Consider the following 22,370-nt stretch of genomic DNA (forward strand, 5'->3'; position numbering starts at 1 on the left):
CCTCCCCCGCTTCGCGGGGGAGGGAGAAGGGTCACCCCGCCAGCGCCTGCTTCACCACCTCATTCACCAGCGCCGGGTTCCCCTTGCCCTGCATCGCCTTCATCGTCTGCCCGACGAAGAAGCCGAACAGCTTGTCCTTGCCGCTACGGTATTCCGCGACCTTGTCGGCGTTCTTCGCCATCACCTCCCGCACCACCGCCTCGATCGCGCCGGTGTCGGTCACCTGCTTCATGCCGCGTTCCTCGACGATGAGGCCGGGCGGCTTGCCGGTCTCCAGCATCGCCTCGAACACCAGCTTCGCCAGGCTGCCGGACAGCGTCTTGTCGGCGATCAGGTCGAGCAGCGCGCCGAGATTCTCGGCCGTCACCGGCGGGTCCGCCACGTCGCGCTTCATGCGGTTGAGCGCGGCGAAGAAATCGCCCGTCACCCAGTTCGCGGCGAGCTTGGCGTCGCGGCCGCGCGCCACGGTTTCGAAGAAGATCGCCGTCTCCTTCTCCAGCGTCAGCACATGCGCGTCGTAGGGCGTGAGGCCCATGGCGACGTAGCGCGCGCGCCGCGCATCCGGCAGTTCCGGCAGCGCCGCCTTCAGCGCTTCGACCCAATCCGATTCCAGCACCAGCGGGGGCAGGTCGGGTTCCGGGAAGTAGCGGTAGTCATGCGCATCCTCCTTGGACCGCATGGACCGCGTGATTCCACGGGATGTGTCGAACAGGCGGGTTTCCTGGAAGACTTCCTCGCCCGCCTCCCAAACCTCGATCTGCCGCCGCGCCTCGGCCTCCACCGCCTGCATGACGAAGCGGATCGAATTGACGTTCTTCACCTCGCAGCGCGTGCGAAAGCCCTCGCCGGCCTTGCGGACGGAGACGTTGACGTCGGCACGCATGGAGCCCTCGTCCATGTTGCCGTCGCAGGTGCCGAGGTAGCGCAGGATCTGCCGCACCTTGGTCAGGTAGGCGCCGGCTTCCTCCGGGCTCCGCATGTCGGGCTCGGAGACGATCTCCATCAGCGCGACGCCGGAGCGGTTCAGGTCGATGAACGACTTCGTCGCGTGCTGGTCATGCAGCGACTTGCCGGCATCCTGTTCCAGATGCAGCCGCGTGATGCCGATGGTCTTGGTCGCGCCATCGGCCAGCGTGATCTCGATGGCGCCCTCGCCGATGATCGGGTGCGCGAACTGGCTGATCTGGTAGCCCTGCGGCAGGTCGGCATAGAAGTAGTTCTTGCGGTCGAAGCGCGACCACAGGTTGACCTGCGCGTTCAGCCCGAGCCCGGTGCGCACCGCCTGCGCCACGCATTCGGCGTTGATGACGGGCAGCATGCCGGGGAAGCCCGCATCGATGAACGACACCTGGCTGTTCGGCGGCGCGCCGAACGCCGTGGCGGCGCCGGAAAACAGCTTCGCCTCGCTGATGACCTGGGCGTGGACCTCCAGGCCGATGACGAGTTCCCAGGGGCCCGTGCGGCCCTCGATCGTGTAGGTCACTTTGCAACTCCTCGCGGACAACCGAACACTATCCGCCTCTAAGCTAGCCTCGGCGCATGCGAGCACCCAATTGGGCAGCGCCGCCAGAAAGTAGAATTAGTAGAATCAGAGGCAGCGGCCAGCCGAAGAGGAGAAACGCGCCCCAAGAAGACCAACCCCAGACCTGCACGGCCGCGAGCCCCCCCAGAACGGCGCCGATCAGCGGAAAAAACCCAAGCGCAGATGCAATAAGGAAGCTGAGAAAGCCTGACATCTCCCAGTACAGTTGGATGCCGTCCATAATGGCAAGAAGCTGCACTACACCCATCGCAGAAAAGGAGATTTGGCCCAGCAGCGCAGCGCTTACGCCGACGGAGCCGAGCAGAGCCGACAGTGATTTCATTGCGCGCCATCCTCGATTTCGAGCGAGCTGACCGTAACTGATTTTGTTGCGTTATAGCAACATACATCACGCCCCCGCCCTCAACCGCGGCAACGCTGTGAAATCGGCCGCCCGTTCGAGCGCCGTCCCCACCGCGAACGCCGTCTCCTCGTCGAACGCCCGCCCGATCACCTGCAGCCCCAGCGGCAACCCCTGCGCGTCCAGCCCGGCCGGCACCGCAAGGCCCGGCAGCCCGGCCAAATTGGCCGTAACCGTGAAGATGTCGTTCAGGTACATCGCCACCGGGTCATCCTGCTTCTCGTCCATGCCGAAGGCGGCGCTCGGCGTCGCCGGTGTCACGATGGCGTCGACCTTGCCGAAGGCGTCCTCGAAGTCGCGGCGGATCAGCGCGCGCACCTTCTGCGCCTTCAGGTAGTAGGCGTCGTAGTAGCCGGCGCTCAGCACATAGGTGCCGATCATGATGCGCCGCCGCACCTCCGGCCCGAAGCCGGCGGCGCGCGTGCGTTCATACAGGTCGCGCAGGTCGGAGCCCGGCTCCACCACCCGCGTGCCGAACCGCACGCCGTCATACCGCGCGAGGTTGGAGGACGCCTCGGCCGGCGCCACGATGTAGTAGGTCGGCAGCGCATACTTCGTGTGCGGCAGGCTGATCTCGACGGTCTCGGCGCCGGCGTCGCGCAGCCAGGCGAGGCCCTGCTGCCACAGCGCCTCGATCTCCGGCGGCGTGCCGTCCATCCGGTATTCGCGCGGCACGCCGATCCGCAGCCCCTTCACGCCGCGCGCGCAGGCGCTCGCGAAGTCGGGCACGGCGACATCGGCGCTGGTCGAATCCTTCGCATCGAACCCGGCCATGGAGCGCAGCAGGATGGCGCAATCCTCCACCGTCCGCGCCACCGGCCCGGCCTGGTCGAGCGAGGACGCAAACGCCACGATGCCGAAGCGCGAACAGCGCCCATAGGTCGGCTTGATGCCGGCGATGCCGCAGAAGGCCGCCGGCTGGCGGATCGACCCACCCGTATCCGTGGCCGTCGCCCCCAGCGCCATCCGTGCCGCGACCGCCGCGGCGGACCCGCCGGAGGACCCGCCAGGGACAAGCCTTGTGTCGGGATCGTTCGCCCGCGACCAGGGGTTCTCCACCGGCCCGCTGGCGCTGGTCGTGTTGGACGACCCCATGGCGAATTCGTCGAGATTCGCCTTGCCGAGGAACACCGCGCCATCGTCCAGCAGCTTCTGGCTGACCGTGCTCTCATAGGGCGGCACGAAACTGCCGAGGATGTTGCTGCCCGCCGTGGTGCGCGTGCCCGCCGTGCAGAACAGGTCCTTGATGGCCAGCGGCACGCCGTCCAGCGCCCCCGCCCGGCCGGCCGCGCGACGTTCGTCGCTGGCCCTGGCCTGCGCCAGCGCCTTCTCCGCCGTCACCGTGATGAAGGCGTTGAGCCGCGGGTTCAGCGCCTCGATCGCCGCCAGATGCGCCTGGGTCAACTCGACACTGCTGATGCTGCCCTCGGCCAGCGCATCCAGCGCGCCGCGCAGCGTGAAATCGGTTGCGTTCATCACTCGACCACCTTCGGCACACCGAAATATTCGCCCTGCCGGTCCGGCGCATTCGCCAGCACGGCGTCCGCCTGGCCGCCATCCGTCACCACATCCGGCCGCAGCCGGGCCGAGACCTGCGCCACCGGCGAGCCGCCCGCCATCGGCTCCACGCCTTCGGTGTCCACGGCCTGCAATTGCTCGATCCAGCCGAGGATGCCGTTGATCTCGGCTTGCGCCTGGACGACCTCCGCCTCCTCCAGCCGGATGCGGGCGAGCGAGGCGATGCGCCGGATGGTGGCGGTATCGAGCGACATGTTTGGGAGATAATCCTTGATTGGCCTGGTTTGCCAGGATCGCGAGCGGGGAACATAACGGCCCCCATGCCCGTCATCAACATGCGCGACCTGCGCGCCGGCCTGCCCCGCCACGCCCGGCTGATCGGGCTCGATCCCGGCGCGCGGATCATCGGCGTCGCGCTGTCCGACGTCTCGCTGATGCTGGCTTCCCCCTACAAGGCCATCCCGCGCGGCAAGCTGGCCGCCAATGCGGCGGAAATTAGCGCCATCGCGCGGAAGGAAGGCGCCGGCGGGCTGGTGGCGGGGCTGCCGCTGTCCATGGATGGCAGCTTCGGCCCGGCGGCGCAGGCGGCGAAGGACTGGGCCATGGCCATCGCCGCGGCCACCGGCCTGCCGCTGGCGTTGTGGGACGAGCGGCTGTCCTCCGCGGCCGTCAATCGCATGATGATCGAGGCGGACCTGACCCGCGCCAAGCGCGCGAAGGCGGTTGATGCGGCGGCGGCGGCCTATATGCTCCAGGCCGCCCTGGATGCCTCCGCGCGGCAGGACGAAGGGGCGATTGAGACGCGGCGGTGAACGATAAATAATCTTAACCATTCCATCCGGCATTGCACTGATGTGGCCTCGGCAGCGCTTCCGGAACGGGGCGATGCCAGAGGGCATTTACCGGATGGCGAGGGTTTCAGGCGATGTCGGGCCCCCGCGACCGCCACCGACCTCATCACGGATTTCAGCCAGGCGGAGGCCGACCTCATCGATCTCGGCGGAATCGATGCCGATCCGCTGACCGCCGGCAACCAGGCCTTCACCGATCTCGGCACCGGCGCCTTCACCGGCGCTGTCGGCCAGCTTCGCCATGAAGGCGATGGCGCCGGCAATACGCTGGTCCTGGCCGATATCGATGGCGATGCCGTGGCGGACCTTGTGGTGCGGCTGAGCGGCACCCTGACGCTGACGACGAGCGACTTCATCCTTTAGTCGCCAGAAGTCGGGGATCATCACGCCACGCCAAGACGGCGCCCTGCCCAGCAAGATGGCCCGGACGGGTGGAAGACCCATCCGGGCCGGCGAAGGAATGCCATCATGTCCACCATTTCAGCCACCGGCCTTGCCGCCTTGCAGCAACGCCTGTCCACGCCCGCAGCGCCAAAGCTGGAAGCCGACTACGGCACCGGCGCGCATGAGGTCTGGGGCAGCGCGAAAGATATGGCAGAGGACACGCTGGGACGTCTCGAGAGCGTGGCGATGGACCTGGGCAACATCGTCGGTGCACAGGGCCATCTCATCATCAAGGATCGCGTGCGAGATGAGTTTGTCAGAACTCGTGGCGAGGTAGATGGCAATCGAATGGCTGACTTTTTCGAAGCCAGAGCACAACGAATCCTCACCAACGCCCCCACCATCCTGCAAGGCATCCCCGAACGCCTGGGCGCGCAGGTCCGCATCACCGGGGAGGTCTTCACCGAGAAGGAGGACGGCACCTACGCCCTCGGCACCTTCACCCTGGAAGCCTCCGGCCGCGGCATGGCCATGCGCCTCGACAGCGAAACCGGCCTGCAACTGAAGGAAGCCGGCGGGCGCTGGCAATCCGATGCCGGCAAGGCGCTCGCCATCCTCGCCCAGCTCCGCAACCAGCTCGATGTCCGCGCCACCGCCGACGCCTCCGCCGCCCTGGCTTTGCTCACCAACCCGCCACCGGGCAGCCTGTTGAATGAGGCGGCGTGACCGGAAGCTGAACACAGGCCTCGCGGCGGCCGTTTCGCCCCCCAGGCTTTCCTGCTATCCCGACCGTCATGCTCCCCTACCCCCATCGGCACCTGCTCGCCATCGAGGGCCTCGAGCCCCCCTACATCGCCGATCTGCTGGATCTGGCGGAAAACTACGCCCTGCTGAACCGCCAGGGGAAAACCCAGCGCGACCTGCTCAAGGGCCGCACGCTGATCAACCTGTTCTTCGAGGACAGCACCCGCACCCGCACCAGCTTCGAACTCGCCGGCAAGCGGCTGGGCGCCGACATCGTCAACATGTCCGTCTCAACCAGCTCGGTGAACAAGGGCGAGACGCTGCTGGATACCGCCGCCACGCTGAACGCCATGCACACCGACCTGCTGGTGATCCGCCACGGCCAGTCCGGCGCCCCGGCCCTGCTGGCCCAGAAGGTCGATGCCGCCGTCATCAACGCCGGCGACGGCACGCATGAACACCCGACCCAGGCGCTGCTGGACGCGCTGACCATCCGCCGCCGCAAGGGTAGCCTGGAGGGGCTGACCGTCGCCATCTGCGGCGACGTGCTGCATTCCCGCGTGGCGCGGTCCAACATCCACCTGCTGCTGGCGATGAACTCCCGCGTGCGCATCGTAGGCCCCCCCACCCTCATTCCGTCGGAGGCGGCGCGGCTGGGGGTGGAGGTGCATCATGACATGAAGCGGGGCCTGGCCGACGCCGACGTGGTGATGATGCTGCGCCTGCAGAAGGAACGCATGACCTCCGGCCTCGTGCCGTCCTCGCGCGAGTTCTTCCGCTTCTACGGCCTGGACGCGGAAAAGCTGGCCTTCGCCAAGCCGGATGCCATCGTCATGCACCCCGGCCCGATGAACCGCGGCGTCGAGATCGACAGCGCCATCGCCGACGACCCGGTGCGCAGCGTGATCGGCGAGCAGGTGGAGATGGGCGTGGCCTGCCGGATGGCGGTGCTGGACGTGCTGGCTCGCAACCAGCGGCGGAACATGTAGCGGGCTGCAAAGAGGCTCGCTTAGGTCGGTTAACGCGCTCCATATACGGCGCTCCCCCCCCTCACCCTGCCCTCTCCCCCCTGCGGGCGGAGAGGGTTCCGCCGCTACGGTCCCCGCACCGCCCGCGCATAGGCCGCCGGCGTCTCGATCAGCGCCCGCGCCGCCACCAGGTCATCCTCCCGCCCCTCCGCCGGCGGGCAGGCGTTGCGCAGCGCCGCCACTTCGCTCGCCAGCACCGGCGCCCGCGCCACGCGCTGGCGGGACAGGGCCACGGCCATCGGCGCTTCCCCGGCCCGCAACTGCGCCAGCCCTTGCGCCATCGCCTCCGGCCCCAGGCTGGTGCACAGCGCCGGCAGCACGCCGAGGCCCTGGATCGGCCAGCCCGCCGGTGCCAGCACGCGGGACCAGGTGACCATCAGCTCCGCCCCGTTCGGCAGTTGCGCCACCACCTGGATCAGCCCCTTGCCCTGCGTCGCGCTGCCCACCACCGCGGCCCGCCCGGACCCGGCCAGGGCCGCGGCGACGATCTCGGCCGAGGACGCGCTGCGGCCATCCACCAGCACCACCACCGGCCGGCCCTCCGCCAGGTCCTGCCCGCCGGCGAGGTAGCGCCGGTTGGCATCCGGGTGCCGGCCCTCCGTCCGCATCACCACGCCGGAGACCAGGAAAGCATCCGCCACCGCCACCGCCTGGCTCAGCAGCCCGCCCCGGTTGCCGCGCAGATCCAGCACCACGCCGCGCGGCGGGCGCTCGGCGAAATCATCGCGCAGCACCTGCGTCAGCCGGCGGTCGGTGACGGCGGAGAAGCCGGTGAGCCTGATGAACAGGATCTCGCCACGCCGTTCCGCCGTCACCGTCTCCGGCACCACCACCTCCCGCAGCAGGGTCACGGTGCGGCGGCGGCCGGCGCGGGACAGGGTCAGCGTCACCTCCGACCCTTCAGCCCCCTCCAGCAGCCGTGCCGCCAGCCCGGGATCGCGCGGGCCGAGCGCCCGACCGTCCACCGCCAGCAGGCGATCCCCCACCCGGATGCCGGCCAGCGCCGCGGGGCCATCCGGCGTGACGGCGACGATGGCGAGCGTGTTGCGCTGCGCGGCCACCCGCAGGCCGAGGCCGGATTGGCCGACGCGGCGTTCCCGCAGCCCGCGCGCTTCCTCGGCCGTGACGTAGCGGCTGTAGGGGTCGAGGTGGTTGAACAATTCGTCGAAGCCTGAGGCCAGCAGCCGTTCCGACCCGGCCCGCCGGATCGCCGGGGAGGCGCGCCAGGCGGCGGCGTAGAACTGCTCCAGCAGGCTGGCCACCGCCGTGCCGCGCCGGTCCGGAGGCCCCGGTTGCTGCAGCGGCGCCAGGGCGGCGGTGGCCAGCACCCGGTCGTCGTTCAGCAGCAGGATGCGGTCGGTGCGGATTTCCGCGTTGAGCCGGGGATCGAGCACGGCCAGCCCGCGCAGCGACCACAGCACCATGTTGGTCGGGCTGGCATCCTCCAGGTGGCGCTCCAGGATCAGGCCGTGGCTGGGGCGCAGAACCTCTCCCAACCCGCCCGGCCCCGCCTCCTGCGCCGAGGCCGCGCCGGCGAAGGCGATCAGCGCCGCCGCGAAACCCTGGCGGACCGCGTGCCACCACGAGCCCGTGGGTCGCCCTGCATCAGCGAGAACACCATGCCCCCGGTGCGCGGCGTCGCCTCGGACAGCCTCGCCTCGACCGCTTGGCCGAGCGAAAAGGTCAGACCTGTGCTGCGGCCGGACATCGTATGCCCGGCCTCGTCCAACTGCCATTTGTCGTCCGGCAAACTCGCGAGCGGGACAATTCCGCTGGCGCCGTTCTCCGGCAGGGTGACGAACAGGCCGTAGCGTGTCACCCCGGAAACCCGCGCATCAAAAACTTCTCCGACACGTGTTGCCATGAAAGCAGCAAGGTACCGGTCCACCGCGTCGCGCTCCGCCATGGCGGCCCGGCGTTCGGTCTGGGTGATGTGCTCGGCGGTGTCCGGAAACCGGGCCGTCTCGGCCGCCGCCAGGCCATCCCGGCCCAGTTCCAGTCCGCCGATCAGGGCACGGTGTACCAGCAGGTCCGAGTAACGCCGGATCGGGCTGGTGAAATGCGCATAGCGTGCCAGGGCCAAGCCGAAGTGGCCGATATTGTCCGGGCTGTATTCGGCCTGCGACTGGCCGCGCAGCACGGCCTCATGCACCAGCCGTTCCTCCGGCTTGTCCTGCACCGCCGCCAGGATGCCGCCGAAATCCCTGGGATGGATGCGGTCCCGCGCCGGCAGCTTCAGGCCGAGGCTTTCCAGGAACTGCCGCAGCCCTTCCAGCTTGGCGTCGGAGGGGCGGTCATGCACCCGGTACATGCAGGGCTGGCTGAGCCGTTCCAGCTCCTCCGCCGCGCAGACATTGGCGGCGACCATGAATTCCTCGATCAGCCGGTGCGAATCGAGCCGGGCCCGCGGCACCACGGCCTGGACCTGGCTTTCTTCGTCCAGCAGCACCCGGCGTTCCGGCACATCCAGCTCCAGCGTGCCGCGCCGGGCGCGGTCGGCCAGCAGCGCCTCGAAGGCGTCGTAGAGGTGGCCGAGCAGGTCGGCCGGAACGCCTTCCGGCACCTTGGCCTCGTCCTTCGCCGCCTGGACCTGTTCGTAGGTGAGGCGCGCCGCGGACCGCATCAGGCCGCGGCCGAAGCGGTGCCTGGATTTGCGGCCGGCGCGGTCGATGTGGAATTCGCAGAACAGGCAGCCGCGCGGTTCGTTCGGGCGCAGGCTGCACCAGCCATTGGACAGCGCCTCCGGCAGCATCGGCACGACCCGGTCAGGAAAGTACACGGAATTGCCGCGCGCCCAGGCCTCGCGGTCCAGCGCGCTGTCCGGCCTGACGTAATGCGCGACATCGGCGATGGCGACCAGGCAGCGCCAGCCATCCTCCTCCGGCTCGGCCCAGACGGCGTCGTCGAAGTCCCGCGCGTCCTCGCCGTCGATGGTCACCAGCGGAATCCCGGACAGGTCCTCCCGCCCGCGCTTCGTCACGCCCTTCGCCGCCTCGGCTTCCTCCAGCGCCTCGGCCGGGAAGACGTCCGGGATGCCGTGGGCGTGGATGCAGATGAGGGAGACGGAGCGTGCCTCCCCCATGCGGCCCAGCACCTCGATGATCCGGGCCGGGCGCGGGCCGAGGGCGTGATGAGAAGGCAGCGGCTCGGCCAGCACGATGTCGCCGGGCCTCGCGCCGCCCAGCTGGTCCAGCGGCACCCGCCAATCCGCCTTCTGGCGCCGGTCGGTCGGGATGATTCGGCCTTCCTCGAACACGCCGAGGATACGGGCCGGAGTTTCCCGGGTCAGCCGCTTGAAGGTGCGGCCCTCATACTTGTTGCCGCCGATGTACTTCAGCCGCGCCAGCACACGCTCGCCCGGTGCCAGCGCCGGCTGGCCGGCCGCCTCGCGCTGCATGAAGATGGCCGGCGGCGGGCCGAGGGCGCGGTCCCAGGACAGCGGCCGGGCGATCGGGTCGCCATCCGCATCGGTTCCGGTCATCTCGACCGGGGCCATGTCCGGCAGGCGGTCCGGCGCCGCCTGGCCCGCATCCTTCAGGCCGCGCAGCAACGCCCGCAGCGCCGGGCGCTGGTCGGTGGACAGGCCGAAATGCCGGGAGATCTCGGTCTTGCCGACCCGGCCGGGCGCGTCGCGGAGGAATTCGCGCAACTGCACCAGCGTCGGCAATGACGCCGGCGCCGCGCCGGTGGCGGGCTTCGGCACCGCCGGCTTCCTGCGCGCGGCGTGGCCCTTGAGCGGGGGACCGCGCCGCGGCATCTCAGCCCGCGGCCTTCTTGGCGGCCGGCTTCTTCGCCGGGGCCTTCTTCGGCGCCGCCTTCTTGGCCGCCGGCTTCTTCGCCACCGCCTTCTTGGCGGCTGGCTTCTTCGCGACCGGCTTCGCTGGCGCATCGTCGCCCGCCGGCTTCGCCGCCGCCTTGCGGGCCGGCGCCTTCGCCTTGGCGCCCTTCCTGCCCTTGTTCAGCGGCGGCAATTCCTTGCCCTTCTCCGCCAGCAGCTTCACCGCCTCGTCCAGCGTCACCGTGTCGAAATCCATGGTCTTCGGCATGGAGGCAACGCGGCTGCCATGCATGACGAAGGGCCCGAAGCGCCCGCGCCGCACATCGACATTGCCGCCGCTGGGATGATCGCCCAGCGCCCGGCCGCGCGGCTTCACATCGGCCAGCAGCGCCACCGCCCGATTGAGGCCGACCACCAGAACATCGTCATCCGGGTCCAGCGACTTGAACAACTGGCCCATCTTCAGATACGGACCGAAGCGCCCGATCGCGGCCGTGATCTCCTCATGCGTCTCCGGATGCACGCCAACGATTCGCGGCAGCGACAGCAGGGCGAGCGCCCGGTCCAGCGTCAGGCCCTCGGGGTCCATGCCCTTGGCCAGGCTGGCCCGCCGCGGCTTCACCTTCTTGCCCTTGGCGTCCAGCGTTTCCTCGCCGAGTTGCACATACAAGCCGTAGGGCCCGCGGCGCAGGCTGATGGCCTGGCCGGTCGCCGGGTCCGCGCCCAGGTCGCGCTGGCCTTCGTTGAACCCGGCCGCACCCTCCGCCTCGGCGCCTGGCGCCACCAGAGGCCGCGTGTAGCGGCATTCGGGATAGTTCGAGCAGCCGATGAAGGCGCCTGTCCGCCCCAGCCGCAGCCCGAGCCGCCCGCCGGAACAGGCCGGGCAGCCGCGCGGGTCCACGCCATCGGCGCGGGCGGGAAAGAAGTGCGGGCCGAGATCCTCGTCCAGCGCGTCGATCACGTCCGAGATCGTCAACTCGCTGGTGGCCGAGATGGCCTTGGAGAACTCCTCCCAGAAGGCGCGCATCACGGCGCGCCAGTCGGCCCGGCCGCCTGAGATGTCGTCCAGCTTTTCTTCCAGGCCCGCCGTGAAGCCGGTGTCCACGTAGCGCTCGAAGAAGGACATCAGGAAGGCCGTCACCAGCCGCCCCCGGTCTTCCGGCACCAGCCGGCGCTTGTCGATCTTCACATAGTCGCGGTCCTGCAACACCTGCAGGATCGAGGCATAGGTGGACGGCCGGCCGATGCCGAGTTCCTCCATCCGCTTCACCAGCGTCGCCTCGGAATAGCGCGGCGGCGGCTGGGTGAAGTGCTGGTTGGCGGCGACGGCGCCGGTCTTCACCGGATCCTTCTCGCGCATCGGCGGCAGCGTCCGGCTGTCGTCATCCGGCTCGGGCCCGGCCGTCGCGATGCCCGCACGCGCATCCGCCGCGCGGTCGTCCTCATCCTCCCGGTACAGGCGGAGGAAGCCGTCGAAGGCGATGACGGAGCCGGTGGCGCGCAGCTTCGTGCGGCCGGAGGGCTCCACCAGCTCCACCGCCGTCTGGTCCAGCTCGGCGGATTGCATCTGGCTCGCGACGGCGCGCTTCCAGATCAGCTCGTACAGGCGGCGCTGCCGCTCATCGAGGAAGCGGGCCACCTGCTCCGGCGTCCGGGTGACGTCGGTCGGCCGGATCGCCTCATGCGCTTCCTGCGCGTTCTTCGCCTTGGAGGAATACTCGCGCGGCGCGCCCGGCACGTAGTCCGGGCCGAAGGCCTCCTTCACATGGTCGCGGATGGCGAACATCGCCTCGCGCGCCATCTGCACGCCGTCGGTCCGCATATAGGTGATGAGGCCGACGGATTCGCCGCCGATATCGGCACCCTCATAAAGCTGCTGCGCCACCCGCATCGCAGCCTGCGCGCCCATGCCCAGCTTGCGCGAGGCTTCCATCTGGAGCGTCGAGGTGGTGAAGGGCGGCGGCGGATTTCGCCGGGTGCGCCGCTTCTCGACACTGGCGACGCTGAACTGGCCCGCCTCGACCGCCGCCTTGGCGGCCATGGCGATGGCCTCGTTCGGCAGGTCGAACTGTTCGAGTTTTCGGCCATCATGGTGCGTCAGCCGGGCAGTGAAGGGCGCGCCGGCCGGCGTGGCGAAGCGCCCCTCCACGGTCCAATATTCCCGCGCCCGGAACGCCTCGATCTCGGCTTCCCGCTCGCAGATCAGCCGCAGCGCGACGGACTGCACGCGGCCGGCGGAACGGCTGCCGGGCAGCTTGCGCCACAGCACGGGCGAAAGGTTGAAGCCCACCAGGTAGTCCAGCGCGCGGCGGGCCAGGTAGGCATCGATCAGCGGCGCGTCGAGCTCGCGCGGATGCGCCACCGCATATTGCACGGCGCGCTTGGTGATCTCGTTGAAGGTGATGCGGTGCACCTCGACGCCCTTCAGGACGCCGCGGCGGGCCAGCATGTCCTTCACATGCCAGGAAATCGCCTCTCCTTCCCGGTCCGGGTCGGTGGCGAGGTACAGGCGGCGGGCGCCCTTCAGCGACTTGGCGATGGCGGTGATCTGCCGGTCGCCCCGCTCATCCGCCTCCCAGTCCATGGCGAAGTCTTCCTCCGGCCGGACGCTGCCGTCCTTGGCGGGAAGGTCCCGGACATGGCCGAAGGAGGCGAGGACGGTGAAGTCGCCGCCCAGGTACTTGTTGATGGTCTTGGCCTTGGCCGGGCTTTCGACCACGACGACATCGGTCATTTCTGTCGGCTCGCCTTCACGCGCTTCGGGTGCTCGGACGGTCAGGTCACGGACCGCACCACCCTGTTGCCGGGCAGGGTTTCCACCAGCCCCGACAACTCCAGGTCAAGCAGGATCGCCTGGACGGATGGCGCAGATAGCTGGCAGCGGCGGACCAGATCGTCAACGGCAACCGGGACCGTGCCAATCAACTCGAGCAATTGTCCCGCGGATTCCGCCGGTGGCGGTGCCTCCGACGGGCTCTCGGCAGTGTTCCGGAACTCCGGGCGCATCGAGAACAGGGGAAGGTCGAGCGGCTGGGCCGGCAGGTTGGCCAGCACATCCTCCGCACCTTCGGTCAAATGCGCACCCTGTCTGATCAAATCATTGCCACCGCGGGCGCGCGGGTCCATCGGGTTGCCCGGCACCGCGAACAGCTCCCGCCCCGCCTCCAGCGCCAGGCGCGCGGTGATCAGGCTGCCGGAGCGTGGCGCTGCCTCCACCACCACCAGCCCCAGCACCAGCCCGGCGACGATGCGGTTGCGGCGGGGAAAGTGCCGGGCCATGGGCGCGGTGCCGAGTGGCGCCTCGCTGACCACGACGCCGCCCTCCGCCGCGATCCGGGCCTGCAAGGCCGTGTTCTCGGCCGGATAGGGCACGTCCAGCCCGCCGGCGACCACGGCGATGGTGCGGCCCTGGGCGCCGAGCGCGCCTTGGTGCGCGGCCGTGTCGATGCCGCGGGCAAGGCCGGAGGTCACGGCGATGCCGGCGGTACACAGCCCCGCCGCCAACTCCTCCGCCAGCCGTCGCCCGGCCGCGGAGGCCGCGCGGGCCCCGACCACGCCGACCTGGCGCCGCTTCAGCACGCCGGCATCGCCGAGCACGGCGAGCACCGGCGGTGGGTCCTCCAGCAGCGCCAGCAGCGGCGGGTAGCCGGGGCTGTCGAGGAACAGGAAGTCACCGCCCATGCGCGCCACCGCCTGCATCTCGCGCTCGGCTTCGGCCAGCGGCGGCGCGGTGAAGGCGCGGCCGCTGCGGGCGGCGTGGCCGGGCAGCGCGGCGAGCGCGGCGGCGGCGCTGCCATGGCGCTGGACCAGGCGGCGGAAATTGGCCGGGCCGATGCCTTCGGTGCGCGACAGGCGCAGCCGCGCCAGGGCCTCGGCGGGTGTCATCCAGCCATCTGCGAAGAAGCCCTCTCCCCCCCTGGGGGGGAGAGGGTTGGGTGAGGGGGCCCGTGCCGGACGCTGAGCCCGTGCAACGGGCCGCGGACCGCCGTCATGGCGATTTGCGTCCGATCCTTGGCTCGGTCCCCGCGATCAGCCGGCGGATATTGGCGTGGTGGCGGATGGCGATCAGCAGCGCGACGCCCAGGCAGAACCCCGCGAGCCGCCAATCCCCCGACAGCGCCGCCACCACCGGCGCCAGCGCGCAGACGGTCAGCGCACTGGCCGATGAGATGCGGGTCAGCGCCGCCATGGCGAGCCAGACGCCCAGCAGCAGCAGCCCGAGGCCGGGCTGCGCCGCCAGGATCACGCCCGCGCCGGTGGCCACGCCCTTGCCGCCCTTGAAGCCGAGCCAAACGGGGAAAGTGTGCCCCAGCAGCGCGGCGAAGCCGGCGACCAGCGCGGCATCCTCGCCCCAGATCCAGCGGGCCAGCAGCAGCGCCACCGCGCCCTTGGCCGCATCCAGCACCAGCGTCGCCGCCGCCAGCTTGCGGTTGCCGGTGCGCAGCACGTTGGTGGCGCCGATGCTGCCGGAGCCGATGGCGCGGACATCGCCGAGGCCCGCCGCCCGGGTCAGCAGCAGCCCATAGGGCACCGAGCCGAGCAGGTAGCCCAGCGCGGCCGCGAGGATCAGGGGCGTGGTCACCCGAACACCCGCTGGCCGGCCTTCCAGGTGCCGAGCGCGCGGCCCTCCAGCGCACGCCCGTCGAAGGGCGTGTTCTGCGCCTTGCCCGGCAGCTTCCCCGAGATCACCTGCCAGCCGCGCTCCAGGCTGAACAGCACCAGGTCGGCCGGCGCGCCCTTGCGCAGGCGTCCGGCCTCGATGCCGAGCAGCTTCGCGGGCCGGTCCGTCATCAGGCCGATGGCGGCCAGCAGCGGCAGCCGGCCGCCATGCACCTGCGCCAGGGTCACCGCCAGCAGCGTTGCCAGCCCGGCGCCGCCCGGCTCCGCCTGGGCGAAGGGCAGGCGCTTGTCGTCGGCGTCGTGCGGCTGGTGGTCGGAGGCGACGGCATCGACGGTGCCATCCGCCAGCGCCGCCACCACCGCCAGCCGGTCCGCCTCCGCCCGCAGCGGCGGGGACAGCTTGGCGTAGGTGCGGTATTCGCCGATCGCCGTCTCGTTCAGATCGAAATAGGGCGGCGCGGTGTCGCAGGTGACACGCAGGCCCTCCGCCTTGGCGCGCCGGATCGCCTCCAGCGCCGCGCCGGTGCTGACATGGGCGAAGTGGACATGGCCACCGGACAGCCGCGCGAGGCCGATGTCGCGCTCCACCATCATGCATTCGGCGGCGGGCGGGATGCCCGGCAGGCCCATGCGCGTGGCGCGCTCGCCTTCCGTCGCGGCGCCGCCGGCGGCGAGCGAGGCCTCCTCCGGATGCTGCACGATGAAGCTGCCGAAGGCGCGGGCGTAGGACAGCGCGAGCCGCATCAGCCGTGCGGGGCCGATGGCGCGACGGCCATCGGTGAAGGCGACCGCGCCCGCCTCCCGCAGCAGGCCGAATTCGGCCAGATCCTTGCCCAGGCACCCGCGCGTCGCCGCGCCATAGGGCAGGATGGTCAGGCTGGCGCCGGCCTGGCGTGCCAGGAAGGACACCAGCGCCGGGTCGTCGATGGCCGGGCTGGTATCCGGCAGGGCGCAGAGCGTGGTGATGCCGCCCGCCGCCGCGGCCAGGGCGGCGGAAGCAATGGTCTCCCGGTGTTCGCCGCCAGGCTCGCCCAAGGCAGCGCGCAGGTCGACCAGGCCGGGGGCGAGGCAGGCACCCTCCAGGTCGAGCACCTCCGCCCCCTCCGGCGTGCCGAGGTTCTGGCCGTGGTCGTGGATGCGGCCGTCCCGCACCAGCAGCGCGCCGGGCGCATCCAGCCCGGTCGCGGGGTCGAGCAGGCGGGAATTGAGGAGGAGGAGATCGCGCATGGATCGCCGTTATAACGGCAAGCCCGAGTCCCGCCATGGCCTGCCGCACGCCGCCGGGCCTATGGTCGCGCCGCACCTGCCGCATGAGGCCGCCATGATTTCCCGCCGCACCGCCCTCGCCCTCCCCGCAACCCTGCTGCCGCTCGCCGCGCATGCGCAGGCGGAGTGGCCGACGCGGCCGGTGCGCATCGTGGTGCCCTTCGCCGCCGGCGGCAGCACGGATGTCTCGACCCGGCTGCTGGCGCCGGGCATTCAGCAGGTCCTCGGGCAATCGGTGGTGATCGAGAATCGCGGCGGCGCCGGCGGCACCATCGGCTCGGATGCGGTGGCCAAGGGTCCGAAGGATGGCAGCGTGTTCCTGATGGGCACGATCTCCACCCATGTCCTGGCGGTGGGGCTGTACGGCGCCCGCCTGCCCTACGACCCGGAACGTGACTTCGTCGCGGTGGCTCCCACCGTGATGGTGCCGATCTGCATCACCGTGCACCCCTCCCTCGGCGTCACCGACCTGGCCGGGCTGATCGCCCTGCTGAAGGCCAATCCCGGCCGCACCGCCTATGGCACCGGCGGCGCCGGCGGGTCGGCGCATATCGGCGCGGTCGCCTTCCTCAACGCCATCGGGGCGGAGGCGACGCATGTGCCCTATCGCGGCAGCGCGCCGATGCTGACGGACATGCTGGCCGGCCAGGTTTCCCTCTGCTTCGACACGCCGGCGCTGATCGCCCCGCACCACGCCGCCGGCCGCCTGCGCTGCCTGGCGGTGGCGACGGCGGCGCGCTCCGGCCTGATGCCGGAGGTGCCGACGGCAGCGGAGGCCGGGCTGCCCGGCTACAAGGCCTATTCCTGGTTCGGCCTGTTCGCGCCGGCCGGCACCCCGGCGCCGATCGTGGCGCGGATGAACCAGGCGGTGCGGACCGCGCTGCTGGAACCGGCGACCGCGGCGCGGCTGGCCGAACAGGACCTGCCGCCGATCGCGGAGGGCAGCCCCGAGGCATTCGCCGCCTTCCTGAAGCGCGAGCTGGCCGAATGGGTGCCGCTGGTACGGGCCAGCGGAGCCACCGCGGATTGATGGCCCCTGGCCTGGCACCTTGACCCGGCCTCTTGACCCAGCCTCTTGACCTGGGCCGCCGCCGGACTACAACGCGTCCTTCGTGCCGAGTGGTCCGCAAAGTCCGCCCGCAACCGTTTTCTGAGCTGGAACCCGCCCGATGGCCAAGGCCAATACCATCCTGATCAAGCTGGTGAGCACGGCGGAGCCGTCCACGGGCTATTTCTACGTGACGAAGAAGAACACCCGGAACGCGACCGGCAAGCTCGAGATGAAGAAGTACGACCCGGTCGCCCGGAAGCACGTGCTGTTCCGCGAGTCGAAGATCAAGTAAGTCCGCCGGGGGCAGCGCCCCCCCGCGCCACGGCCTGAAGGCCGCGCCGGACCCTGCGTCCGGCGCGGCCTTTCGCCGTTTCAGCGGGCCACGCGCGTCGCGGCCTTGCCCTGGTCGGCGGAAGGCGGCCAGTCCGACGGCTCGGCGGCTTCCACCCGGTTGCGGCCGTTGTTCTTGCCGCGATACAGCGCCGCGTCGGCCGCACTCACCACGTCATCCGCCTGCGCGCCGATGCCGCCTGCGGCGACGCCGATGCTCATGGTGACGTTCATCGAAACGCCCTCCGCCACCATCGGCACATTGGCGATGGCCGCGCGCAGGCGTTCCGCCACCAGCATCCCGTCCTCCGTCGCGGCGCCGGACATCACCACCAGGAATTCCTCCCCGCCGTAGCGCGCCACCACATCGGCGGCGCGCAGATGCCCGCGGACGCGCTCCGCCACCTCCCGCAGCACCAGGTCGCCGGCGGCGTGGCCGTGGGTGTCGTTGACGGCCTTGAACTTGTCCACATCCATCAGCAGCACCGCGGCGCCGGAATTGCGCAGCACGCCTTCCAGGTGGCGGCGGACGTAGCGGCGGTTGCGCAACCCGGTCAGCGGGTCCGTCACCGCCATCTCCAGGCTGCGGTCGAGGTCGGCGCGCAGGCGTTCCTGGTAGCGCTTGCGGCGGATCTGGTTGCGGACGCGGGCGCGCAGCTCGTTGGGGTCGACCGGGCGGATGACGTGGTCGTTGGCGCCGAGGTCGAAGCCGCGCAGCACCAGGCCCTTCTGGCCATGATCGGCGACCAGCAGCACCGGCACGTCCCGCGTCGCCGCATGGGCGCGCAGCCGCGATGCAAGGCGCAGCGCATCGCCGCCATCCAGCGACAGGCTCAGCAGCACCACGTCGTGCAACCCGTCCTGCAGGATGTCCCAGGATTCGGACGGGTCGGCGCAATGCGCCACCTCGATCCCATCGGCCGCCAGCACCAGGCCCAGCGCCTCGGCCTCCGCCGCGTCCTCGTTCACGATCAGGGCGCGGGCGCCGGCGACGCTGGGGGACGGGCCGGGCGGCGGCTCGAAGCCCAGGTCGCGGGCGGTCTCGGCCCGCAGCCGCCAGGCGTCCAGCACCTGCTTCATCCGCAGCAGCGCCCGCAGGCGGGCGAACAGCGTGGCATCGTCCACCGGCTTCGACAGGAAGTCGTCCGCCCCGGCCTCCAGCCCGCGAACGCGCTCCGCCGGGTCGGTCAGCGCCGTGATCATCACCACCGGGATGTGCGCCGTGCTGTGCTGCGCCTTCAGCCGGCGGCAGACCTCGTAGCCATCCATGCCGGGCATCATGACATCGAGAAGAACGACGTCCGGCATCCAGCGTTGCACGGTCGTCAGCGCCTCCGGCCCCGAGGCGGCGATCGCCACCTCGTAGTACTCGTTCAGCAGCTTGATCTCCAGCAGCCGGAGGTTCGCTGCGATATCGTCGACGACGAGGATACGGGCGGTCATCGCGCGCAGGGTCCGGACGCGGCCATGGCGGCGCGGCAAGCACTACCCTGGCGAGGCGGCGGCATTCCGGCTACACGCATTTCGTTGGCCTGATGCATACGGTCACAAATCTGTCAAGGAGAAATCTGTGTCAGACATCACGAGAAGCGACGCGGCCCCCGATGCGTCGCCGGGCGAGCATCGCCAGGTCGCCAATGCCGGCCTGTTCTTCAAGCGCTGGCTCGCCAACCCGTTGCAGATGGGGTCCATCATCCCGTCCTCCGACACCCTGTGCCGGCGCATCGCGGCCCTGGTGCAGCGGAAGGAGGACGAGGTGGTGGTGGAGCTCGGCGCCGGAACCGGCGTCATCTCCCGCGCCCTGCTCGCCGCCGGCGTGCCGGCGGAGAAGCTGGTGGTGGTGGAGATCGTGCGCGACATGGCCGACCACCTGCGCGCCGCGCTGCCGGGCGTGAACGTGATCTGCGGCGATGCCTTCGAACTGGCGAAGGCGCTGCCCGAATCGATGCATGGCAAGGTCGGCACCGCGATCTGCGGCATTCCCCTGGTGATGCTGCCCCGGGCGGACCAGCAGCGGTTCATCGCGGCGGTCGAGGCCGTGGCCCCCGGCAAGGGATTTCTCCTGTACACCTACTGCATTACCTCGCCGCTGCCCTATCGTGCGCTTGGCCTCAGCGCGAAGCGGGAGGTCTGGACCCCCCTCAACTTCCCACCGGCCAGCGTCTGGCGTTACCAGCCTGCCCGGTAGTTCGCCGCGCCGCAACGCCTGACGCAAGCCAGACGTCACTCGCAGACGTAAGTTTACGGTTCATGTGACGGAGAGGCAGCGGATTCAACCGCTGCTGAGGGCAACCTCCGAGCCGTCCGGGCGGCTGATCCGCGCCACCAGGCGCGGATGGCCACTGCGACGCAGCTTCAGCGCCTCCTCCAGCCCGCGCTGGCCAAGCGCCTGGCGAAGCTGGTCCGCATCCGGATGCTCGGCCTCCAGCGCCAGCAGCCGGCAGCCGGACTCCTTCAGGCGCGGCGCGGCGCCCTTGCCGTCCTCCCACTGGATCAGCGGCGGGATCAGATTGCGCATGTCCTGGTTCTGCGGCGGGAAGGCCATGCGCCACTTCAGGTCGCCGCGGGACCAGGCCCGCACCTCCCCGGCCTGGCTGGCGCCCAGCCGGGCGGCCACCGCATCCAGTACCGGGGTGCGGGCGACCCAGGCCAGCAGATGCGGCCCGGCCTCCAGCATCATCGCCACCCCGGCATCGTCGAGGTCGAAGGGCCGGGGATGCGGCGGGGCGGGCTGGTCCGGGTCGGGCGCGATGACCTCCAGGTACCGGTCCGGCCCCAGGCCGAGCAGCATGTTGTGCGTGCCGATGCCGGGGTGGCTGCCACCAGGGGTTGGGCGCACGCCGAGCTGCGCCTCGATGTAGTCCGCGCCTTCCTCCAGCGTACGGGCGCCGATGACGATGTGGTCGATCTCTGCCATGTCAGCGCGCCTGGAATTGGGTGTTGCCGAAAAGCACTTCGCGTTCCTGGTCCGACATGCCGCCGACCCGCTGGTTTTCCGCCAGCACGGCGCAGCCGCGCTGCACGGCGGGACGCGCGGCGATGGCGTCGTGCCAGCGCTTCACATGGGGGTAGTCCGCCAGGTCGATTTTCCGCCGCTCCGGATTGCGGATCCAGGGGAAGGTGGCGATGTCGGCGATCGAATACGCCTCCCCGGCCAGGAAGGAAACCTCGGACAGGCGCTTGTCGAGCACCCGGTGCAGGCGGCCGACCTCCTTCGCGTAGCGGTCCTGGGCGTAGGGGATCTGCTCCGGGGCATAGGTGTGGAAGTGGCCGTACTGGCCGAACATCGGGCCGACGCCGCCCATCTGGAACATCAGCCATTCCAACGCGCGGTAGCGTCCCGCCGGATCCGCCGGCAGCAGCCGGCCGGTCTTCTCCGCCAGGTAGATCAGGATGGCGCCGGACTCGAACAGGGTCAGGCGCTGCCCGCCGGGGCCATCCGGGTCGACGATGGCGGGGATGCGGTGGTTCGGCGTGATGGCCAGGAACTCCGGCCGGAACTGCTCGCCGGCGCCGATGTTCACCGGCACCACCCTGTAGGGCAGGCCCAGTTCTTCCAGGGCGATATGCACCTTGTGGCCATTCGGCGTCGGCCAGGTCCAGACCTCGATCGTCATGCGGCACTCCGGGGATCGGTGATGGGCAGGGTGGGCCGCGTCACCCGGGCTGGCAAGCGGCCCGCCTGCCCCTCCGTTCAGCAGAAATGCGCGCCGCGGGTTTCGACCGGCACCATGTAGATCGACTGGCTGGCGCACATGAACAGCCGGTTCCGCCTGGTGCCGCCGAAGCAGATATTGGCGCAGATCTCGGGCAGGCGGATCTGGCCGATGCGGTCGCCGTTGGGCGCGAAGACATGCACGCCGTCATAGCCCTCCCCGACCCAGCCCATGGCGCCCCAGACATTGCCGGCCTCGTCGCAGCGCAGCCCGTCGACCATGCCGGTCTTCCCGTCCAGCGTCATCTCGGCGAAGGTCCGCGGGTTGCTGAGGCGGTCGCCGTTGACGTCGTAGGCCCAGATCTGGCTGCGCGTGCCGGGGTAGTGGCTGCGGCCGGTGTCGGCGACGTACAGTGTGCGGTAGTCGGGCGAGAAGCACAGCCCGTTCGGCTTCACCACGTCATCCGCCACCTTCGCCACCTGGCCGGATTGCGCGTCGATCCGGTAGATCGCCTCCTTGATGAAGGGGCGCGGCGATTGCGCGGATTCGGGCACGCGGTTGCCCTCGTAGTCCATCAGCCCGCCATAGCCGGGGTCGGTGAACCACAGCGCGCCGTCCTCCGGGTGCACCACGCCATCATTCGGCGCGTTGAAGGGGCCATCGGGGCCCCGGGCGGCCAGCACCGTGAGGCGGCCATCGGGCTCATAGCGCACCACGTCGCGGTGGAAGTGGCGGAAGGCGATCTGGCGGCCCTCGCGGTCGAAGGTGTTGCCGTTGGAATAGCCGGAGGGGCTGCGGAAGCGGCGATGCGTGGTCCAATCCTCCTCGACCATGCGCAGGCATTCGTCGTTCGGGATGTCGGACCAGATCAGGAAGCGGCCGGTTGCGTGCCAGGCCGGCCCCTCGGCCCACCCCATCCCGGTGTGCAGCCGGGTGATGGCGGAATTGCCCAGCTTTGCGCCGAAGCGCTGCGGGTCGATGGCGACGATGTCCGGGTCGGGGTAGCGCTGCGGCGGGGCACCGGGACCGAACTGGCGCTGGGCGGCGGCGGGGCTTGCGGCAAGGGCGGCGGCCGCGCCGAGCAGGGCGCGGCGCGAGGGGACGTTCTGCATGCGGTTTCCTCCGTTGGCCCGAACGGGCGGGCGGAGGATGGCACGAGGCGCCGCGGCGGATGCAACCGCGGCGTGTATTCTGCCGAAGG

21 protein-coding genes are annotated in these 22,370 nt (G+C 70.5%); 7 read left to right on the top strand and 14 right to left on the bottom strand.

Features of this window, described 5'->3' with window-relative positions; genetic code table 11:
* Positions 1-31: 31 nt before the first annotated feature.
* The 4 genes from gatB to gatC all read right to left on the bottom strand — a co-directional run bounded on the left by gatB (position 32) and on the right by gatC (position 3,715).
* A complete protein-coding gene (gene gatB / locus ACFHPP_RS11110) occupies positions 32-1,483 on the bottom strand; it encodes an Asp-tRNA(Asn)/Glu-tRNA(Gln) amidotransferase subunit GatB (RefSeq protein WP_437163333.1) in 1,452 nt (483 codons plus the stop codon).
* A 43-nt stretch (positions 1,484-1,526) separates the two neighbouring features.
* Entirely contained in the window at positions 1,527-1,865 is a 339-nt protein-coding gene (locus ACFHPP_RS11115; protein ID WP_437163334.1) for a hypothetical protein, read from the bottom strand.
* Between the two features lie 66 nt (positions 1,866-1,931).
* Positions 1,932-3,419, bottom strand: a complete 1,488-nt coding sequence (gatA, locus tag ACFHPP_RS11120) for an Asp-tRNA(Asn)/Glu-tRNA(Gln) amidotransferase subunit GatA (protein ID WP_437163335.1) — start codon at positions 3,417-3,419, stop codon at positions 1,932-1,934.
* Complete coding sequence (gene gatC / locus ACFHPP_RS11125) at positions 3,419-3,715, bottom strand: Asp-tRNA(Asn)/Glu-tRNA(Gln) amidotransferase subunit GatC (protein WP_437163336.1); 297 nt, start codon at positions 3,713-3,715, stop codon at positions 3,419-3,421. Before gatC ends, gatA begins: the two co-directional genes overlap by 1 nt.
* Before the next feature lie 66 nt (positions 3,716-3,781).
* On the opposite strand from gatC, the gene ruvX reads away from it, so the two are divergent.
* From ruvX to ACFHPP_RS11145, 4 genes are all read left to right on the top strand, one after another.
* Positions 3,782-4,273 (top strand): Holliday junction resolvase RuvX, encoded by a 492-nt coding sequence (ruvX, locus tag ACFHPP_RS11130; protein WP_437163337.1) that lies wholly within the window; start codon positions 3,782-3,784, stop codon positions 4,271-4,273.
* A gap of 42 nt (positions 4,274-4,315) precedes the next feature.
* Positions 4,316-4,675: a hypothetical protein gene (locus ACFHPP_RS11135; protein WP_437163338.1), complete on the top strand. Its 360-nt coding sequence runs from the start codon at positions 4,316-4,318 to the stop codon at positions 4,673-4,675.
* Positions 4,676-4,813: 138 nt separating this feature from the next.
* Positions 4,814-5,422, top strand: a complete 609-nt coding sequence (locus ACFHPP_RS11140; RefSeq protein WP_437163339.1) for a hypothetical protein — start codon at positions 4,814-4,816, stop codon at positions 5,420-5,422.
* 68 nt (positions 5,423-5,490) lie between these two features.
* On the top strand, positions 5,491-6,429 hold the full coding sequence (locus tag ACFHPP_RS11145; RefSeq protein WP_437163340.1) for an aspartate carbamoyltransferase catalytic subunit: 939 nt from the start codon (positions 5,491-5,493) through the stop codon (positions 6,427-6,429).
* 104 nt (positions 6,430-6,533) lie between these two features.
* Here ACFHPP_RS11145 and ACFHPP_RS11150 read toward each other — a convergent pair whose 3' ends face one another.
* From ACFHPP_RS11150 to pyrC, 6 genes are all read right to left on the bottom strand, one after another.
* Positions 6,534-7,964, bottom strand: coding sequence for a S41 family peptidase (locus tag ACFHPP_RS11150; protein WP_437163341.1), 1,431 nt, complete (start codon positions 7,962-7,964; stop codon positions 6,534-6,536).
* A gap of 47 nt (positions 7,965-8,011) precedes the next feature.
* Positions 8,012-10,225: a ribonuclease R gene (gene rnr / locus ACFHPP_RS11155; protein ID WP_437163342.1), complete on the bottom strand. Its 2,214-nt coding sequence runs from the start codon at positions 10,223-10,225 to the stop codon at positions 8,012-8,014.
* A gap of 1 nt (position 10,226) precedes the next feature.
* Entirely contained in the window at positions 10,227-12,980 is a 2,754-nt protein-coding gene (gene topA, locus ACFHPP_RS11160) for a type I DNA topoisomerase (RefSeq protein WP_437163343.1), read from the bottom strand.
* 41 nt (positions 12,981-13,021) lie between these two features.
* Positions 13,022-14,131: a DNA-processing protein DprA gene (gene dprA, locus ACFHPP_RS11165; RefSeq protein ID WP_437163344.1), complete on the bottom strand. Its 1,110-nt coding sequence runs from the start codon at positions 14,129-14,131 to the stop codon at positions 13,022-13,024.
* Positions 14,132-14,234: 103 nt separating this feature from the next.
* Complete coding sequence (plsY, locus tag ACFHPP_RS11170) at positions 14,235-14,828, bottom strand: glycerol-3-phosphate 1-O-acyltransferase PlsY (RefSeq protein ID WP_437163345.1); 594 nt, start codon at positions 14,826-14,828, stop codon at positions 14,235-14,237.
* Entirely contained in the window at positions 14,825-16,093 is a 1,269-nt protein-coding gene (gene pyrC, locus ACFHPP_RS11175) for a dihydroorotase (protein WP_437163346.1), read from the bottom strand. The genes plsY and pyrC overlap by 4 nt, the downstream gene beginning before the upstream one ends.
* Between pyrC and ACFHPP_RS11180 the strand changes: the two genes are divergently transcribed.
* Together ACFHPP_RS11180 and rpmG are read left to right on the top strand one after the other, a co-directional pair.
* On the top strand, positions 16,092-17,162 hold the full coding sequence (locus ACFHPP_RS11180) for a Bug family tripartite tricarboxylate transporter substrate binding protein (protein ID WP_437163347.1): 1,071 nt from the start codon (positions 16,092-16,094) through the stop codon (positions 17,160-17,162). The genes pyrC and ACFHPP_RS11180 overlap by 2 nt on opposite strands.
* A gap of 139 nt (positions 17,163-17,301) precedes the next feature.
* Positions 17,302-17,475, top strand: a complete 174-nt coding sequence (rpmG, locus tag ACFHPP_RS11185; protein WP_168033295.1) for a 50S ribosomal protein L33 — start codon at positions 17,302-17,304, stop codon at positions 17,473-17,475.
* Positions 17,476-17,555: 80 nt separating this feature from the next.
* Here the strand turns inward: rpmG and ACFHPP_RS11190 are convergent, their stop codons facing one another.
* The gene (locus ACFHPP_RS11190) at positions 17,556-18,956 is read right to left on the bottom strand and encodes a PleD family two-component system response regulator (RefSeq protein ID WP_430668997.1); all 1,401 of its coding nucleotides are present in this window, start codon (positions 18,954-18,956) and stop codon (positions 17,556-17,558) included.
* Positions 18,957-19,083: 127 nt separating this feature from the next.
* Between ACFHPP_RS11190 and ACFHPP_RS11195 the strand changes: the two genes are divergently transcribed.
* A complete protein-coding gene (locus tag ACFHPP_RS11195; RefSeq protein WP_437163348.1) occupies positions 19,084-19,701 on the top strand; it encodes a class I SAM-dependent methyltransferase in 618 nt (205 codons plus the stop codon).
* A gap of 84 nt (positions 19,702-19,785) precedes the next feature.
* Here ACFHPP_RS11195 and ACFHPP_RS11200 read toward each other — a convergent pair whose 3' ends face one another.
* From ACFHPP_RS11200 to ACFHPP_RS11210, 3 genes are all read right to left on the bottom strand, one after another.
* On the bottom strand, positions 19,786-20,430 hold the full coding sequence (locus ACFHPP_RS11200; RefSeq protein ID WP_437163349.1) for a VOC family protein: 645 nt from the start codon (positions 20,428-20,430) through the stop codon (positions 19,786-19,788).
* 1 nt (position 20,431) lies between these two features.
* Positions 20,432-21,130, bottom strand: a complete 699-nt coding sequence (locus ACFHPP_RS11205; protein WP_437163350.1) for a glutathione S-transferase family protein — start codon at positions 21,128-21,130, stop codon at positions 20,432-20,434.
* A gap of 77 nt (positions 21,131-21,207) precedes the next feature.
* Entirely contained in the window at positions 21,208-22,281 is a 1,074-nt protein-coding gene (locus ACFHPP_RS11210) for an SMP-30/gluconolactonase/LRE family protein (RefSeq protein WP_437163351.1), read from the bottom strand.
* Positions 22,282-22,370 lie beyond the last annotated feature (89 nt).

The sequence above is a fragment of the Falsiroseomonas sp. E2-1-a20 genome (assembly GCF_051433195.1).
GTDB lineage: Bacteria > Pseudomonadota > Alphaproteobacteria > Acetobacterales > Acetobacteraceae > Falsiroseomonas.

What these genes read in the sequence shown, in the direction of transcription:
- ACFHPP_RS11115 (WP_437163334.1), bottom strand. Translation starts at nt 1,865, where the DNA reads ATGAAATCACTGTCGGCTCTGCTCGGCTCCGTCGGCGTAAGCGCTGCG.
- gatA (WP_437163335.1), bottom strand. Translation starts at nt 3,419, where the DNA reads ATGAACGCAACCGATTTCACGCTGCGCGGCGCGCTGGATGCGCTGGCC.
- gatC (WP_437163336.1), bottom strand. Translation starts at nt 3,715, where the DNA reads ATGTCGCTCGATACCGCCACCATCCGGCGCATCGCCTCGCTCGCCCGC.
- ruvX (WP_437163337.1), top strand. Translation starts at nt 3,782, where the DNA reads ATGCCCGTCATCAACATGCGCGACCTGCGCGCCGGCCTGCCCCGCCAC.
- ACFHPP_RS11145 (WP_437163340.1), top strand. Translation starts at nt 5,491, where the DNA reads ATGCTCCCCTACCCCCATCGGCACCTGCTCGCCATCGAGGGCCTCGAG.
- rnr (WP_437163342.1), bottom strand. Translation starts at nt 10,225, where the DNA reads ATGCCGCGGCGCGGTCCCCCGCTCAAGGGCCACGCCGCGCGCAGGAAG.
- topA (WP_437163343.1), bottom strand. Translation starts at nt 12,980, where the DNA reads ATGACCGATGTCGTCGTGGTCGAAAGCCCGGCCAAGGCCAAGACCATC.
- dprA (WP_437163344.1), bottom strand. Translation starts at nt 14,131, where the DNA reads ATGACACCCGCCGAGGCCCTGGCGCGGCTGCGCCTGTCGCGCACCGAA.
- ACFHPP_RS11180 (WP_437163347.1), top strand. Translation starts at nt 16,092, where the DNA reads ATGGATCGCCGTTATAACGGCAAGCCCGAGTCCCGCCATGGCCTGCCG.
- pyrC (WP_437163346.1), bottom strand. Translation starts at nt 16,093, where the DNA reads ATGCGCGATCTCCTCCTCCTCAATTCCCGCCTGCTCGACCCCGCGACC.
- rpmG (WP_168033295.1), top strand. Translation starts at nt 17,302, where the DNA reads ATGGCCAAGGCCAATACCATCCTGATCAAGCTGGTGAGCACGGCGGAG.
- ACFHPP_RS11190 (WP_430668997.1), bottom strand. Translation starts at nt 18,956, where the DNA reads ATGACCGCCCGTATCCTCGTCGTCGACGATATCGCAGCGAACCTCCGG.
- ACFHPP_RS11200 (WP_437163349.1), bottom strand. Translation starts at nt 20,430, where the DNA reads ATGGCAGAGATCGACCACATCGTCATCGGCGCCCGTACGCTGGAGGAA.
- ACFHPP_RS11205 (WP_437163350.1), bottom strand. Translation starts at nt 21,130, where the DNA reads ATGACGATCGAGGTCTGGACCTGGCCGACGCCGAATGGCCACAAGGTG.
- ACFHPP_RS11210 (WP_437163351.1), bottom strand. Translation starts at nt 22,281, where the DNA reads ATGCAGAACGTCCCCTCGCGCCGCGCCCTGCTCGGCGCGGCCGCCGCC.